This is a genomic window from Trinickia dinghuensis (genome assembly GCF_003367175.1).
GTDB lineage: Bacteria > Pseudomonadota > Gammaproteobacteria > Burkholderiales > Burkholderiaceae > Trinickia > Trinickia dinghuensis.
In genome coordinates this window covers 70604-87061 of record NZ_QRGA01000023.1, presented here as the reverse complement: position 1 = coordinate 87061, position 16458 = coordinate 70604, and the positions used below count along the sequence as shown (strand labels likewise).

The following is a 16458-nucleotide window of genomic DNA, read 5'->3' as shown; positions in this document are numbered from 1 at the left end:
GATGATGGGCACAACTCATTTGCACCAACACCTGTACCCGTACCAGCATCGGCCTCCGCTTCCGCATCGGCATCCGCGCCTGCCCCGCGGCACATGGCGCATCGCCGCACTGGCGCTCGCCCTGGCCGGCTCGTTCGCCACGCTCTCGGCCCATGCCGACGACGGCTCGCCCGCCACCGTCACACCCGTCGACAACAGCGGCGTCCACGTCCGCATGACGACGCTGCCCGCGCCGATGCAGCTCGCGTCGGCCAATACGCCGGATTCATCGGGGTCGGCAGGCTCGCCGAACACGCCGACGCGCATGCCCGCGCCGGCCAATGCGGCGCCGGGACAAGTCGTCGTGAGCGGCAAGGTGCCCGACGAAGCGACGCACAGCGCCGTGCTCGCGCGGCTGCGCGAGACGTACGGCGCCGGCAATGTCGTCGATCAGATCGAAGTGGGCAGCGTCGCGACGCCGCCGAACTGGAGCGCGAACGTCCAGAAGCTGCTCGGCCCGCAACTGAAGCAGATCAGCAAAGGCCAGCTCAAGATCGACGGCACGCAGATCGACGTGAAAGGCGAAGTCTCGAACGAAGCGCAGCGCCAGCAAGTGGCCAGCGACATGGCCACCGCGCTGAACCCGACCTACACGATCCACAACAGGTTGCGCGTGAGCGCGTCGGAGCAAGGCTTGCTCGATACGACATTGGCGAACCGCACGATCGAATTCGAGACCGGCAGCGCGCTGCTCGCGCCCGAAGGCCGCGCGATCCTCGATCAAATGGCGAGCGTGCTCGTCAAGATGCCGGGCAAGACGGTGGAGATCATCGGCCACACCGACAATTCGGGCAGCCGCGCGTCGAACATCGCGCTGAGCCAGGCGCGCGCCGATGCCGTGAAAGGCTATCTCGTCACGAAGGGCGTCGCTCCGCGATCGATGGAAACGATGGGGGTCGGCCCCGACCAGCCGATCGCCTCCAACGATACCGAAGACGGCCGCGCCCGCAATCGGCGCATCGAGTTCCGCGTCGGCCAATGAGCGTGTGAGCGCGCATCGCACGCACCGTGTTCGCGGTGCAAGCGATGCGACGTGGCGGCTCAGTCCAATCTAGCCAAGCCGGCGCCCGACTCGTTCAACTCGACCTCAGCTCGCCTCGCCGGGCTTCACGCCCAGCAATTCCCGCACATGCGCCAGCGAGCCGTCGTCCTTCACGACGGTCGCCAGCCATTCGTGCAGCGGCATGTCGGCCCATTCCGCGGCCTTATCGGCCAGGTAAGCGGCCGGGCTGTGCGGTTCGGTCGCGCGGAAGAAGCGCGCGACCGCGCGCAGTTGCGCGACGGCATCGGCACGGGTCTGAATCGGGCCGACCGGGACGGGACGCACGGGTGCAAGAGCGGCAGTGTTGGCGGGCATCGTAGTCTCGAGGGAAGGGGCCGTCTTGAAACTGGGTTCGGCACGCTCGGCCGAGCCCGCACCGGGCTGTGGCTGCGCCGGCGTGGGCTCGATCTTCGCGCCGACGTCGCGGCCGAAGCGCTCCGCAAGCCCGAAGACGACCTCATAGGCCTCCTTGGCCTGCCGAAAGCTCGGCGCCGCGTTGCCGGCACGCGCGTCGAGCGCCTGCTCGAGCGCCTGCATCGCCGCCTCGAATCCCTTCAAGTCGGTCAACAGCGTCTTGTAGAACGCGGGCGGCGTCGCGCGCTTGGCCGCTTCGATCTGTTCGAGCGACGGCTTGCCGCGCGAGAGCTCGTCGGCATGATCGGGATCGCGGCGCACGGCTTGCGCGACGTGGGTGGCGACTTCCCAATCGAGCCCGCTGAATTCGCCGCCGGACGACTGCGTGAGCGGCACCTCGCGCAGCAGCTGCGCGGTGCGGCCGACGAGCCAGCTCACGTTGCCGAGCCGGTACTCGGTGTCGTCGCCTTCGGGCAGCGGATGCACGCTGTCCCAGTAGCGCTCGGCGAGCGCCGAGAGCAGGACGTAGCCTTGCGACAGCCCGACCACGCCTTGCTTCATCGCCAATGCTTCGCTGAGCCACGCCGCGAGGCGCAGGTCTTTGGTCTGCGTCTTGAGCAGCATCGAGCAGCGTTCGATGACGAAGCCCCAATCGGCTTCCTTGATTTCGGTGATCCACTCGCCCTGATCGAGCGAAGGGTCGTCGAAACGGCGCGCGTGCTGAATCGCGTCGAAATCGGACGAGAACAGCAGATCCTCGCCGCAAGGCGAAGCGCCCTCGAGCGGCGCGATGAGCGGGGATAGATCGATCGGCATATCAGCTCACCTTGTATTCGAATTCGCCCGACTCGAGCGCACGCACGGCGATGCGCTCGATGCGCTCGCCCTGGGCGATCCGGCCGAGCACGTGCTGCGCCAGCTCCGGCAGCAGCGTTCCGTTGAGAATGTGGTCGACGTTGCGAGCGCCCGAATCGACCTCCGTGCAGCGCGAGAGCACGGCATCGACGAGCGATTCGTCCCACGAGAAGACGGCACGGTGATTATCGGCGATTCGCGTGCGGATCCGCCCGAGCTTGAGCTCGATGATCTCGACGAGGACGTCGTCGGAGATCGGGTAATACGGCACGACCTTGACGCGCCCGAGGAACGCCGGCTTGAACGCCTTGTACAGCTGCGGCCGCAGCAGCTCGGCCAACGCATCGGCATCGGGCAGCGCCTCGGCCTCCTGATTCAAGCAGGCCTGCATCACGGCGGCCGAGCCGACGTTCGACGTGAGGATGATCAGCGCATGCCGGAAATCGATCTCGCGTCCTTCGGCATCGTCGAGCGTGCCTTTGTCGAAAACTTGGAAAAACATTTCCAGCACGTCGGGGTGCGCCTTCTCGATTTCGTCGAGCAGCACGACCGAATACGGATTGCGCCGCACGGCCTCGGTCAGCACGCCGCCCTCGCCGTAGCCGACATAGCCCGGCGGCGAGCCTTTCAGGCCGGACACGCTGTGCGCTTCCTGATATTCGCTCATGTTGATCGTGACGAGCTTGCGCTCGCCGCCGTACAAGATATCGGCCAACGCGAGCGCCGTCTCGGTCTTGCCCACGCCCGAGGGCCCGACGAACAGAAATACGCCGCGGGGCTTGTGCGGATCCTCGAGGTTCGCGCTGGCGGTGCGCACGCGTTGCGCGATCGCATCGAGCGCATGATCTTGGCCGATCACGCGCGCGGCCAGCAGGCCGCTCAGGCTCAGCACCGTGCCGATCTCGTCCTTGACCATGCGGCCGAGCGGGATGCCCGTCCAGGCGGCGACGATCTCGGCTACTACGTGGCCGTCGACCTGCAGCGGAACCATCGGGCTCGACTGCTGCAGCGCTTGAAGCTTCGAGGTGAGCTGAGCCAGTTCCTCGCGCAGTGGCGATTGCGCGCCGGCGTGTGCGTGAGCGCCGGAATGTGCGCCACCGTCCTTACCCTCCTCGTTCTGCTCCCCGGACGCCGCCGCCGCGGCGGCGAGTTCGCCGCGCAATGCTTCGATCCGCTGAGCAAGCACTCGCTCCTCTTCGTAGCGCGCCTCGTCGGCCGCGAGCGACGCGACGTCGGCCTCGCGCGCCGCGCGCAACTGCCCGAGCCGCTCGTCGTGCGCGGTGCCGGCCGTACCCGTCGCGCTCTCGCGCTCGAGCGCCGAGATCTCGGCATCGATGCGCTCGATCCGTTTGCGCGTGTCGTCGATGACAGCGGGCGTCGCCCCTCGCGCGAGCGCCACCTTCGCGCAAGCCGTATCGAGCACGCCGATCGCCTTGTCGGGCAGTTGCCGCCCCGTGATGTACCGATGCGACAGGCGCACTGCCTCCGTGATCGCCTCGTCGAAAATGCGCACGCCGAAATGTGCCTCCATGCGCGGCGCGAGCCCCCGCACCATCGCGCAGGCGAGCGCCTCGCTCGGCTCCTCGACCTTCACCACTTGGAAGCGCCGCGCGAGCGCGACGTCTTTCTCGAAGTACTTGCGATACTCGGCCCAGGTCGTCGCCGCGATCGTGCGCAGCTCGCCGCGCGCGAGCGCCGGCTTCAACAGGTTGGCCGCATCGTTCTGCCCGGCCTGCCCGCCCGCGCCGATGATCGTGTGCGCTTCGTCGATGAACAGAATGATCGGCGTCGCGCTCTTCTTCACTTCGTCGATCACGTTCTTCAAGCGGTTTTCGAACTCGCCCTTCACGCTCGCGCCGGCCTGCAGCAGCCCCATGTCGAGCACGTGCAGCGCCACGCCGACGAGCGGCGCCGGCACGTCGCCCGCCGCGATCCGCAGTGCAAGCCCTTCGACGACAGCCGTCTTGCCCACCCCCGCCTCGCCCGTCAAGATCGGGTTGTTTTGGCGGCGGCGCATGAGGATGTCGATCGTTTGCCGAATTTCGGCCTCCCGGCCGATCACGGGATCGATCTCTCCGTCGCGGGCGCGCTGCGTGAGATTCGTCGTGTAGGTATCGAGCGCGGGCGTCTTCGACGGCGCGGCCGGCCGCGTCGGATCGCGTTCGGCATCGCCGGCAGCCGCGCCGCCTCCCGCCTCGTCCGCCCCGGCGGCGTGCACCGCCTCGCTCGAGCCCGCCGTCGTTTCGTCGAACCGGTGTTTGAGCGACTCGACGGGCACGCGCGCGAAGAGCGGCGACATCCGTTCGGCGAATTGTGCCAACTCGGACGACGTCAGCAGCGCCAGCAGCATGTGCCCCGAGCGAATGCGCGCGGCATGCGAATCGAGCGACGCGATCAGCCACGCCTGCTCGAGCAGCGAGATCAAATGCGTAGCGAACACGGGCGTGCGCGTATTGCCCGTCTTGAAACGCTCGAGCTCACGTTCGAGATCCGTGCGCAGCACCTCGGCACTCAGGCCGCTCGCGCGCAGCACGACCGATAGATCGCTCGTGCGATCTTCGATCAGCGCGAGCAGCAGATGTTCGAGATCGACTTCGTAGTGGCCGCGCGCGAGACATAGGCTCGCCGCGCGCGTCGCGGCATTCAGGCACAGCGCGTCGAGCTTCGCGATGAGAGTCTTCAGGGGAGTGCTCATATCGGATCGGTTCTCTTCTGTCTTGTCGGATCTATCTCAGTGTCAATGAATGACGTTCAGTTCGTAACGGGCGTCGTCGCGGTCGCGTTCGGCCTCGCGCGTGCAAAGGAACGCGTCGTAGCCGAGCCGCGTTCCCGCGCCGAGGCGGCTCGTGCCGACTTCCTTGCGCGCGAGCACGAGCGACACTTCGTATTCGATGGTGATGCCGGCCAGCAGCGTGAGCATGCGTTCGAGCGCGATCGCCCGCGCCTCGCCGGGCAGGAACGCTTCGTAATCGCGCTTGGTCAGCGGACCGACGACGACGCGCACGCGCATATCGCGCTGCCAGACGCGCTCGCCCGCGAGGGCCGTGGCGCCGAGCGTCGCGTTCTCGCGGCCCAGCACCGTCAGCCGAGCCGAAGGCACCGCGTACCACTTGCCCGCGAACTGCTCGACGCGCACGGGGGCGCGGAAGTAATCGGTCAATGTGCGCGTGAGGTAGGCGGCCGACATCGGCCGGTGGCGCGCGGGCAGCGCATAGCCGGCGATCGCCTCGTCGATCAGCGCGCCACGCCCTTGCTGCAGGTGCGCGCGCGTGGCCGCATCGGGCGTGCCGGCCAGCGCGAGCAGCAGCGGCAGATAGCGTTCGTCCCGATCGAGCTCGTAATGAAACGGCAGCCGGTACTTCTTCCACGCGGAGTAAAAGAGCGCCGTAGCGCGGCTCGAAAACACGTCGAAGAACTCGCGCGCCGCATGATCGCGCTGCAATTGCGCGCGCGCGATCAGCTGCTCCGTGTAATGCAGCGGCAACGCCCCTTGGCCGCCCAGCAAGCCGAAGAACGCCGGCGTCAGTTCGACCCGGCCGACCTTGCTTTGCGCGAGCGCGCCCCGCACGGCCTCTTGGCCGGCGAGCGCCTCGCCGGCGGCGTCGTACGAGATCGCCCGCTCGACCTCGCTCGGCGGAAAGGTCAGCGCAAGGCTGTTGCGGAACGCGATGCCCGACTCGCCGCGCGGGCCGAGATCGGCCTCGTCTTGCCTCGAGAACCACGTCTCGAGCACGCGAACCGCCTGAAAGAATTGGAACCGATACGGCTCGTCGAGCAGCCGCTCGACTACGCCAGCGTCGATTCCGCGCTGCGCGGTTTGCATCGCATGATCTCCTCGCCTGTGCGGCCTGCCACGGCCACGAGTTGGACAAAACTGTTCAATCTCACGAACAGGCCGAAGAACGTATCGAGCACGCGCACGAACGTCGCGAGGCTCGTGCCCACGTAATACGATTCATCGACGGTCAATCGCACTTCGACGCCGCGTACGAACGTCGCGTAGGGACGGCCCGGCAGCCAATGCACGGCCGGCTTCTGCTCGATGCCGACGATGCCCGCGATGTGCCGCGCCGAGACGGGCGTGCGCCGCGTGTCGTAGAGCGCGAGCAACTCCTTGAGCGGGGCCAGGCCGTCGGCCGAGAGCGAGACATGATTGAGCGCGAGATGCGAAACGAGCCGCCAGCGCATCGGGGTGCCGCGCGCGACACGCACGCTCGGGCTCGGCCGCGACAGCAAGCCGATCGCGCCGGTCGCAACGTCCGGCTCGGCGAATAGATCGCCGCCTTCGAGGCCGATGGCGAGCCGCGCCGGCAGATCTCGATTCGTACACGTCAACGCGAGGCTCAGCGTGTCGGTGCGCGCATCGAGCGGATCGAAATCGGCGTCGACGACCGAAATCTCGGTTTCGTAGCCTGGGCTGTTCCGCGCGACCCAATCGTTGCGGCGGGCGAACCAATAGCGCCCCACCCGCGCCGCTTCGTCGTGGTGAAGCGCATAGAACGGCCGAAGCTCGGTGATCGTTTGCCCATCGGCGCGCGTCTCGACGCGGCGCACGTCGTCGATCGAGTACACCTCGTAATCGCCCGCATGGCTCGCATCGGCCACGACCGGATACGACACGGCTTCGTGGCTGACATGGATCGGCTCGCCGCGATGTGTGAACAAATTGACGACGGGCGTGCAGAACAGGCGCACATGATTGACGCTCAGCGATTCGACGAGCCGCTCGATATGCGGCACGTCGCGCAGCTCGCCCAGCGCGACGTGCACCGTCAAGCGCCGGCAGCGCCCCGCGGTTTTGAGCATCGCGCCAAAATCGAAGTCGATGAAATCGAATTTCTCGGGAAACGCGAAGTATTCGGCGAGCAAGCGATAAGCGGGGTGCGACTTGGCCGGGTAATCGATCAGCGCGTCGGCGTCGGCGAAACCCGCCGGCTCGATCGGCATCGCGGCGAGCGGGCGCCAGAGGCGGCTCTCCGGCGTTTCGACGTACGCGCCGATCGCCTTCATGAACAGGCAATCGGTCAGCGCCGCGATGAACGATTGTTCGCCGTGGAGGTAGGCCCGCAGCTTCGAGAGGTTCAATTCGCCGAGCGTGCCTTCGGGCAGCGTCGTCTCGAACGTGAACGACAGCAGCGCGGACGCATCGCCGGGCAGCGTGACGGCCGAAGGCGGCACCTCGGCGAGCGGCGTGTGCCGCGCGCGCGCCAAGCGCAGCGGCGCCTGCGTCACGTCATAGGCGGTGCGGAAACGGCAACTCACGCCGCGGATTTCGCGCGAGGTCAAGGCCGTGCCGCGGGGGATCGTCATCGGGTGCGCCGGCATGCCGCCTCGCGGCAAGCCGAACTGCGCGATGGAGCAAGACGGAAACGGCCGCAGATAGTGCGGATACAGCACTTCGAACAGTGCTTCGGTGAATTCGGGGCGATCGTCGTCGAGCTTTTTGTTGATGCGGGCCGACAGCAGCGCGAATGATTCGATCATCCGTTCGACGTGCGGGTCGTCGCTCTGCTCGCCCGTCGGGGCGAGACGCGCCGCGATCTTGGGGTACCGGTCGGCAAAATCGCTCGAATAGCGGCGCAGAAACGCCAGCTCGCGCTCGTAGTAAGGCAGCAACGCTTGCATCTGTGATCCCCGAGCGTCGCTTTACGCTCTTCTCTTATCGGCTAGCCGAACTCGCGCGCGCGGGGACGCGCGGCATCCGTGCCGCGGCGCGACCGCGTGACCGAATATTGCAACGTGGAGGCCTGCAGCATCGCATCGAAACTCACCGGCTCTTCGGCCGGATGGACGACGAGTTTCGCGCGAATGACGAAGTACAGCGCGTTCGTCGATTGCTCGTTGACTTCGAGCGATACGCGCACCTCGCGCAGGCGCGGCTCGTGCCGGGCGATCGCCTGCTCGATGGATTCGCAGATGAACGTGCGATCGTAGTGGCTCGCCAGGCTCAGGCCCGCGAAATCGTTCAACCCGTACGTGAGCACCGAGCGCTGACATTCGGGCAGCTTCTCGAGCTCGTCCTCGGTCAGCACGATGCGCGTGTTCAGCAGCGACTCGACGTCGCGCGCGACGCGGCCCTTGAGCTCCTCGAGCGACCACTGGCGCATCGCCACGGGCGCGGGCGAGCGAGGATCATCGTCGAAGAGCTTATCGAGCAAACTCGGTTCGAAGCGCTTCATCGGGCGGCGTACTCAAGCAAGTCAAACGAAGAAAAAGAAACGAACGGAACGAACAAAACACACGGAACAAGCGGACACGCCTAAATCGATACGCCGCCCGCCCCGCGTGGAAGCAAGCGGCGTATCGGTCACGATTTAGACCGCGTAGGTCTTGTCGTTCTTCGTCAGGCTCCACGCGCCTTGCGCGTTGCCGCCTTGACCGCCGCCGACCTTCTGCTGCGTGTACTTCCATTGCACGGCGGCGTACTTGAGCGAGAACTGTTCGGTCGGCAGGCCTTCACCGACGACGCTCGGCGTCACGCTCGAAATGATGACGTACTTCATCTTGATTTCGAGGTACTTGACGCGGTTGCCTTCGCCGTCCGAACGCATGAAGTCGACCGTCACTTCGTCGAACGTCGTGCCGCCCGACGCGTGTTGGTAGAGCAGCGGGCTGACGACGTCGATTTCCTTCGTGAACATCATGTCGCCGTGCTCGCAACGCTCGGACGTGCCGCCGCCGGCCGTCGAGGCCGTGGCCGAGCGCGGCTGGACGATCGAGTGGTTCCACGAGGTGACTTCGAGCCAGTCCTTGTGGTCCTTGTCGGCCGATTCGCCCTTGATGGCGGGCGTGCCAAACTTCAAAAATATATTCAACATGACTTCTCACTCCCAGGTAGCGGTTTATACGCGGTCCCGGGCTCTAGGCCCGGACCGCACTCGGAATGCTTCTAGGTTTAAGCGCCGGCTGCTTTCGGCAGATCTGCTACGAGCCGCAGCGAGATCGACAGTTCGTCGAGCTGGAAATGCGGCCGCAAGAAGGCGACGGACCGATACGAACCCGGCTTGCCCGGGATCTCGGACACTTGGATCGAGGCCTCGCGCAGCGGAAATTGCGCCTTTTGTTCCTGCGTGGCGTTGTCGTCGAGCAGCACGTATTGCGCGACCCAACGGTTCAGGAACGTCTCGACGTTTTGCGCCGAAGCGAAGCTGCCGATCTTGTCGCGCATCATCGCCTTCAGATAATGGGCAACGCGCGACACCGAAAAGATGTACTGCAACTGAGCGGACAGCACGGCATTCGCGTTGGCGCTGTCCGTGTTGTACTTCTTCGGCTTTTGCACCGACTGCGCCGCGAAGAAGGCCGCGTAGTCGGAGTTCTTGCAGTGCACGAGCGGGATGAAGCCGAGATCGCTGAGTTCCTTCTCGCGCCGGTCCGTAATGGCGATTTCGGTCGGGCACTTGAGGGCGATTTCGCCGTCGTCGGTCTTGAACGTGTGGGTAGGCAGATCTTCGACGAGCCCGCCGCCTTCCACGCCGCGGATCGCCGCGCACCAGCCGAAATCGTCGAACGCCGCCGTCAGCCGCGCCGCGAATGCCCACGCCGCGTTGCACCAGAGGTACTTGCTGTGATCGGAGCCGTCGACGTTTTCGACGAAATTGAAGGTTTCGGCGATGAGCCCGTCCTTCGGATGGAACGGCAGGCGACCCAGGTAGCGCGGCAGCGTCAAGCCGACGTAGCGCGAATCTTCCGATTCGCGGAACGACTTCCACTTCGCGTATTCGACCGTATCGAACACCTTGCCGAGATCGCGCGGCTTGCCGAGATCGGAGAACGACTCGAGACCGAGAATCTCGGGCGAGGCCGACGTGATGAAGGGCGCATGCGCCGCCGCCGCGACATGCGACATCTGTTCGATGAAGTACATGTCCTCGGGCTGACGCGTCAGCTCGAAGTCGCCGATCAGCGTGCCGAACGGCGCGCCGCCGAACGTGCCGAACTCTTCTTCGTAGACCTTCTTGAACAGCGCGCTCTGATCGAACTCGGCGGCCGCCTTGAAATCGCGGACGATCTCGCGCTTGTTGGCGTTCAACACGCGGATCTTGATCGTCGAGCCGGTGTTGCTTTCCTTGGCCAAGTAATTGAGCCCGCGCCAGGTGCTTTCCATGCGCTGGAACTCGGGCGCGTGCATGACCTCGCTGAGCTGCGCCGACAACAGGCGGTCGAGCTCGGCGATGCGCGCGTCGATCGTCGCCGACAGGTTGTCCGAGACGACGACCGTGCCGTCCATCACCTGGTGGACGAGCTCGCCGATCAGATCCTTCGCGCGCGCATGCTCGGAATCCGATTTCGCGACCTTGCTTTTCTCGACGATATCGTCGAGCAGCGACGTGCCGGCGTCTGCTTGCGCGGCGCCGCTCGGGGCCGTAGCCGTTTGCTGATTCATGCTGACACCCCGCTTTCGTTATTCGTCTTGCTTGTCTTCGCCATCGCCGCGCGCGCCCGTTTCACCGGCCAGCGTCTGCAGCTGCTGCGTGTTGGCGAGCACTTCGCTGAGCAGGCTTTCAAGCTTGTCGTTGCCGGCCAGCTTGTTGCGCAGATCGGCCAGCTTCGTGCGCGCATCGAGCAAGCGCCGCAGCGGCTCGATCTGCTCGACCACCGCGTCGGGCCCGAAATCGTCCATCGAACGGAAGCGCAGATCGACGCCGAACGAACCGCCGATGCTCGTCAGCTCGTTCTTGACCTGGAACGCGGCGCGCGGCTCGACGCCTTTCATGACGTCGTCGAAATTGTCGCGATCGATGCTGACGAACTTGCGGTCGCGCAGCTTCGGCTGCTCGACCTCGGACTGCCCGCCGAGATCGGCCACCACGCCCACGACGAACGGCAGCTCCTTGACTTCGATCGCGTCGCCGCGCTCGACTTCATAGGTCAGCTGCACGCGCGGCGGCCGCACCTTTTGCAGGCGTTTCTGAATGCTTTCCTTCTTCGCCATCGTTGGCTCCCCGAAGCGACTGGATCAAATGGGCCGATCAGCGAAGCGCACTGAAGGGATCGGATGCGCCGCCGCTCTTGGCCGGCTGCGCGGGTGCGGCGCTCTTGGCCGGGGCCGCCGGAGCTGCCGGAGCGGCCTCGGCGTTTTCCGCTACTTTGTCAGCCGGCTTTTGCGCGGCGACGGGGTGGCGCACGTAGCGGCGCTTCTTCACGACCGGCTTTTTCTCGACTTCTTCCGGAAACAGCGTGCTTTCGCCGAGCGTTTCGCGCAGCTGATGCGCGAGCACCTGCGCATCCGACTTCGCATCGCCGGCGAGCGCCGAATCCTGCCGCAGCTGGCCCAGCGATTCGGTCGCCACGCGCAGGCCGCTCACGGCCAGCACGCTCTTCGCGTCGCGGTCGGTCTGATCGCGCTGCAGCGCTTCTTGCGCCGCGACGATGGCCTGGCCGTAATGGGATTGCTGGAACTGGATCTGCGCGATGCGCGACCACGGCTCCTCGCGCGTCGGATCCATCTTCGTCAACTGATCGTAGAGCGCTAGGGCGCGCGTCTGATCGCCGCCCTTGGCGACGGCATCGGCGTCGGCCAGCGCTTTGTTGAAGGCTTCGGGAGTGGGTTGCGTGCTCGCGTTTTGCGTCGCGCAGCCGACCATCGCGGCGCTCACGAGCGCCGCCGCGGTCAATTTTAAAAGTCGTTGTTTCATCATTCTTCTTTACTGCCAGGCGGCTTATTAATTCGCTGGAGGGAAACCGCAACTTTGCTTTGCGGCGAGTGCGCGCGTATAGTACCGGCCAATTTTCGATAATTCAACTAGGCCGCTTCAAATCAGAATCCTTAACATTTGAATGCCCGTGATATCACAGATAGCCGATGCTGAAATAATTTCCGAATCAATGCAAAATGAATTTATATATGGAAAAAATTTCCTATCGTTTGAACTAGAGAACTAGACAAACTTGTACGTTGCTTAGCGTGTTATCGTCGCGGCGGCTGCTCGTCAATCGACGGGCAATCGGAATCGGCAAACAGTCGGCGACGTCACGAATTCGACATGAATAGATGGGTAATGCGTCAACTTGGACGGGGTGCCGGCGTGAGTCGTAAAGCTTTCGGTTATCGGTTTTGGTCGCGCCTGGCATGGCCGCTCGCCGTGTGCGCGTTATTGGGCGGCTGCGCCGCGGGCGTGACCTTGCTCGGGGCAGCCGCCTCCACGGCGCTGCAGGCGAGCGGCATCGGCAAGCCGCCCGTGCCCGATTCGCAGAAGCCGCCGCGCAATGTCCCGCTTACGCTCGCGGCCGCATCGAACCTGAACGCGGCCAACGACGACCACCCGCTTGCGCTCGTCGTGCGGCTGTACGCATTGAAGGATCCGACTTCGTTCCAGCAGGCGCCGTTCGACACGTTTACCGATCCGGCCAAGGAAAAGAGCACGCTCGGCACCGATTTACTGAGCGTGCGCGAGGTGACGCTGATTCCCGGTCAGCATTACCAAATCACCGAAAAAGTCGCGCACGAGGCTCAGGCGTTCGGTGTCGTGGCTTTGTTTCGAGACCCGGCGCTCTCACGTTGGAAATTCGTGTTCGATCCGGCTAAATCAGAGAAATCCGGCATAATGATCGGCCTTCACAACTGCGCGATGACGGTGGCGACCGGCTCCGTCATCTCGCCGGATCCGCAATTGCCGCTGCAAGGGCTCAATCTGCTCTCGTCGGTGAGTTGCGGCTAGTGCGCAGGCCTTTGATCTCTCGCGGGTCGAGCGCGCCGCCCGTCATGGCGGCCATGCGCGCAATATATGAAAACCTGATGGCGGAATTCAGATGAGTTATTCGGCGAAATTGCTTTGGGGCGAGGGGCTTTTTCTGCGGCCCCAGCATTTCCAGCAACAGGATGCCTATCACGAGGCGCGGCTGTTCGAATCGATCAGGGCGATTCAGCCGTTCAACTGGGGCGTGCGCAGCGTGCGGTTCGATGCCGACGCGCTCGCGAACAATCTGCTGCGCGTCTCGGAATTGTCGCTCGTCTTCCCCGACGGTTCGCTCTACGCGGCGCCGCTGGCCGACGAGCTGCCGCAGTCGATCGCGCTCGATACGCTGCCCGAGGGCGTGGCCGAATTCACGTTCTATCTCGCGCTGCATCCGCTGCGCGAGACGGGCGGCAACTGCGCGGACGACGCCGCCGAAGTGTTCGTCTCGCGCTACGCGTCCAAGCAGGCGAGCGTCGCCGATCAGTTCACCGATGCGGCCGTCGCGAACCTGACGTTCCTCAAGTCGCGCGTGAAGCTGATCAGCCATACCGAGCCGCGCGCGCAATTGCTGGCCGTGCCGCTCGCGCGCTTGCGGCGCACGGCCACGTCGGGGTTCGAGTTCGACGAGTCCTTCGTGCCGCCGTGTTTGGCCGTCGAGGCCTCGCCGATTCTCCATCAGCGGCTGCGCCAGCTCATCGACGCGCTGCAGGCGAAAGTCAGTGCGCTGTACGGTTTTCACCGCGAGCCGACGAAGAACATCATCGAATTCCGTTCGGGCGACATCGCCTCGTTCTGGCTCCTGCACACGGCCAACGGCGCGGTGGCCTCGCTCGTGCATTTGCTGCAGCAGCCCACGCTGCATCCCGAACGCCTGTTCCTGGAGCTGCTTCGGCTCGCCGGGCAGTTGATGACGTTCTCGAAGCGCTACGCGCTCGCCGATTTGCCCGCGTACCGGCACGACGATCCCGGCCCGGGCTTCGCGCTGCTCGATACGATGGTGCGCGATCTGCTCGAGACGGTCATTTCGACGCGCTACTTCGGAATCGCGCTCGATGAAGTGCGTCCGTCGTTCCACGTCGGCCGGCTCGATTCGGGCAAGATCGACGAGAAGACAACCTTCTTCCTTGCCGTGTCCGCCGACATGCCCGCCGTCGAACTCGTCGATGCGGTGCCCGCGCGCTTCAAGGTGGGCGCACCGGACGATGTCGACAAGCTCGTGCTGTCGGCGATGCCGGGCGTACGCCTCGTCTATACGCCGCAAGTGCCGCCGGCCGTGCCCGTGCGGCCGGGCGCCTGCTATTTCGCGTTCGAATCGCGCAGCAGCCTCTATGACCGGATGCTGCAGGCGCAATCGGCGATGATCTACGCGCCGTCCGGTATCAACGATCTGAAACTCGAACTCATCGCGGTGACATCTTGAGTCAAATGCCTTCGCTGTTCGGTGCCGGCGCACCGATGTCCGCGCCGCCCTCGGTTTCAACCGAAGGACCGTTTCAAGCACGCTCGCTGCGCGATCTGCTGTACGACGGCTTTTTCATGGTGTTCCTGCTCAAGCAGGGGCGCGAGCCCGGGGAAGCGTCCGAGTTCGGCGGCCGCGTGCAGGCGTTTCTCGCCGATTTCGAACGCGGCGCGAAAAAGCTCAACGCGCCGGCCGACGACGTCTACGCGTCGAAGTTCGCTTTTTGCGCGGCCATCGACGAAGCGGTGCTCGCCTCTTCGTTCAAGATCCGCGCCGAATGGGAGCGCCGCCCGCTGCAGCTCACGCTGTTCGGCGAACAACTGGCCGGCGAGAAGTTCTTCGAGCTGCTCGAAACGTGCCGCGCCCAAGGCATCGCGCGGCTGCAGTCGCTCGAGGTCTTCCATATGTGTCTGCTGCTCGGCTTCCAAGGGAAGTACCTGCTCGAGGGCCCTGAAAAGCTGTCCTACCTGACGGGCCGGCTCGGCGACGAAATCGCTCAGATGAAAGGCAAGCGCGCGCCGTTCGCGCCGCATTGGCCGCTGCCCGATCAGATCGCGCACCGTCTCAAGCATGAATTGCCGCTGTGGACGATCGGCGCCGTCTTCGCGCTAGTCGGACTCGGGGCCTATTTCGGGCTCAACACCTACCTGCGCAATTCGACGATGCACACGCTCGCGCCCTACTCGCAGCTCGTGCAGCCCGAAGCGGATTCAGCCAATCTCACGATTTCGCTGCCGTAAACGAACGAAAGCGGGGCATGCGCTCGCGTGCCCCGCTTCGATTCGATTCGCGACGGCCGGTTACCGCATCGGCCGCCCGCTTCTAAAGTGCTTCCAGCGCGTCTCGGCGTTCAATCCCTTAAAATCCTTCCAACACGATCTTGCCGCGCGCGCGATTGCTCTCGAGCAGCGCATGCGCACGCTTCAAGTTCGCCACGTCGATCTTGCCGAAGTGATCGGCCAGCGTCGTGCGCAGCGTACCCGCATCGATGAGGGCCGCCACGCGATCGAGCAATTCGTGCTGGGCGACTTGATCGGGCGTGCCGAACATCGAGCGCGTGAACATGAACTCCCAATGCAGCGACACGCTCTTGCGCTTCAGCTGCCGGACGTCGAGCGCCTCGGGATCGTCGATCAGCGCCAAACTGCCCTGAGGCTTGATCGCTTCGACGATCTGCGGAAAGTGTGTATCGGTATGCGTCAGGCTCGCGACATAATCGACCGTGTCGACGCCGATCCGCTTGAGTTCTTCGGCGAGCGGCTTCGTATGGTCGATGACGTGATGCGCGCCCAACTCGCGCACCCACTCGGCCGTTTCGGGGCGCGAGGCCGTGCCGATGACGGTCAGCCCGGTCAACTGGCGTGCGAGCTGCACGAGAATCGAGCCGACGCCGCCCGCCGCGCCGATTACGAGCAGCGATCGGCCCGTCGGCGTTTGGCCTTCCGGCACCCGCAGGCGGTCGAAGAGCAGCTCCCAAGCCGTGATCGACGTCAGCGGCAGCGCTGCAGCATGAGCGAAGTCGAGCGAGTGTGGCATGTGGCCGACGATGCGCTCGTCGACGAGATGCAGCTCGCTGTTCGTGCCGGGGCGCAGGAGCGAGCCTGCATACCAGACCTTGTCGCCGGGCCGGAACAGCGTCACGTCGGCGCCGACCGCACGCACGACGCCGGCCGCATCCCAGCCGATGACCTTCGGCTGGCCCTGCTCGGGCGCGGCGCCCGCGCGCACTTTCACGTCGACGGGATTGACCGAAACGGCCCGCACCTCGACGAGCAAATCGCGCGGCCCCGGCTGCGGATCGGGCAGTTCGATATCGACGAGCGATTCGGGATTGTCGATCGGCAGATTGCGGTAGTAGGCAACGGCTTTCATGGCGGCGGGCTCCTTGATTTTCGGTGGCGGGGGAGCGGCAGCGCGCGGGTCGTTTCCCCCGCGGCACCGCTCCGTTGATCCGCATCATCGCGGCTCGCGCGCGCCGGAAACAGCATCGGCGCGGCTTTACAGTTTCATCGCCGCGATGAAAATCGCTT

Annotated in this window: 14 protein-coding genes; 4 read left to right on the top strand and 10 right to left on the bottom strand. The window is 65.1% G+C overall.

What is annotated here, in order from left to right:
* Position 1 precedes the first annotated feature (1 nt).
* Complete coding sequence (locus tag DWV00_RS31010) at positions 2–1021, top strand: OmpA family protein (protein ID WP_245965106.1); 1020 nt, start codon at positions 2–4, stop codon at positions 1019–1021.
* A 105-nt stretch (positions 1022–1126) separates the two neighbouring features.
* Here the strand turns inward: DWV00_RS31010 and tssA are convergent, their stop codons facing one another.
* The 9 genes from tssA to DWV00_RS30965 form a co-directional block, all read right to left on the bottom strand.
* The gene (tssA, locus tag DWV00_RS31005; RefSeq protein WP_115537437.1) at positions 1127–2251 is read right to left on the bottom strand and encodes a type VI secretion system protein TssA; all 1125 of its coding nucleotides are present in this window, start codon (positions 2249–2251) and stop codon (positions 1127–1129) included.
* A 1-nt stretch (position 2252) separates the two neighbouring features.
* Positions 2253–4985 (bottom strand): type VI secretion system ATPase TssH, encoded by a 2733-nt coding sequence (gene tssH, locus DWV00_RS31000; protein ID WP_115537436.1) that lies wholly within the window; start codon positions 4983–4985, stop codon positions 2253–2255.
* A gap of 42 nt (positions 4986–5027) precedes the next feature.
* Positions 5028–6113: a type VI secretion system baseplate subunit TssG gene (gene tssG, locus DWV00_RS30995; protein WP_115537435.1), complete on the bottom strand. Its 1086-nt coding sequence runs from the start codon at positions 6111–6113 to the stop codon at positions 5028–5030.
* Positions 6077–7915, bottom strand: a complete 1839-nt coding sequence (gene tssF, locus DWV00_RS30990) for a type VI secretion system baseplate subunit TssF (RefSeq protein WP_115537434.1) — start codon at positions 7913–7915, stop codon at positions 6077–6079. Before tssF ends, tssG begins: the two co-directional genes overlap by 37 nt.
* 41 nt (positions 7916–7956) lie before the next feature.
* A complete protein-coding gene (gene tssE, locus DWV00_RS30985; RefSeq protein ID WP_115537433.1) occupies positions 7957–8469 on the bottom strand; it encodes a type VI secretion system baseplate subunit TssE in 513 nt (170 codons plus the stop codon).
* Positions 8470–8604: 135 nt separating this feature from the next.
* A complete protein-coding gene (locus DWV00_RS30980) occupies positions 8605–9108 on the bottom strand; it encodes an Hcp family type VI secretion system effector (protein WP_115537432.1) in 504 nt (167 codons plus the stop codon).
* 77 nt (positions 9109–9185) lie between these two features.
* Positions 9186–10676, bottom strand: coding sequence for a type VI secretion system contractile sheath large subunit (gene tssC, locus DWV00_RS30975; RefSeq protein WP_115537431.1), 1491 nt, complete (start codon positions 10674–10676; stop codon positions 9186–9188).
* 18 nt (positions 10677–10694) lie between these two features.
* Complete coding sequence (tssB, locus tag DWV00_RS30970; protein ID WP_115537430.1) at positions 10695–11225, bottom strand: type VI secretion system contractile sheath small subunit; 531 nt, start codon at positions 11223–11225, stop codon at positions 10695–10697.
* Positions 11226–11262: 37 nt separating this feature from the next.
* The gene (locus DWV00_RS30965) at positions 11263–11928 is read right to left on the bottom strand and encodes a tetratricopeptide repeat protein (RefSeq protein WP_115537460.1); all 666 of its coding nucleotides are present in this window, start codon (positions 11926–11928) and stop codon (positions 11263–11265) included.
* Between the two features lie 363 nt (positions 11929–12291).
* On the opposite strand from DWV00_RS30965, the gene tssJ reads away from it, so the two are divergent.
* From tssJ to icmH, 3 genes are all read left to right on the top strand, one after another.
* Entirely contained in the window at positions 12292–12951 is a 660-nt protein-coding gene (gene tssJ, locus DWV00_RS30960) for a type VI secretion system lipoprotein TssJ (protein WP_115537429.1), read from the top strand.
* Positions 12952–13042: 91 nt separating this feature from the next.
* On the top strand, positions 13043–14389 hold the full coding sequence (gene tssK, locus DWV00_RS30955; RefSeq protein WP_115537428.1) for a type VI secretion system baseplate subunit TssK: 1347 nt from the start codon (positions 13043–13045) through the stop codon (positions 14387–14389).
* Positions 14386–15168, top strand: coding sequence for a type IVB secretion system protein IcmH/DotU (gene icmH, locus DWV00_RS30950; RefSeq protein ID WP_115537427.1), 783 nt, complete (start codon positions 14386–14388; stop codon positions 15166–15168). The genes tssK and icmH overlap by 4 nt, the downstream gene beginning before the upstream one ends.
* 118 nt (positions 15169–15286) lie before the next feature.
* Here the strand turns inward: icmH and DWV00_RS30945 are convergent, their stop codons facing one another.
* The gene (locus DWV00_RS30945; RefSeq protein WP_115537426.1) at positions 15287–16300 is read right to left on the bottom strand and encodes a zinc-binding alcohol dehydrogenase family protein; all 1014 of its coding nucleotides are present in this window, start codon (positions 16298–16300) and stop codon (positions 15287–15289) included.
* Between the last annotated feature and the right edge of the window lie 158 nt (positions 16301–16458).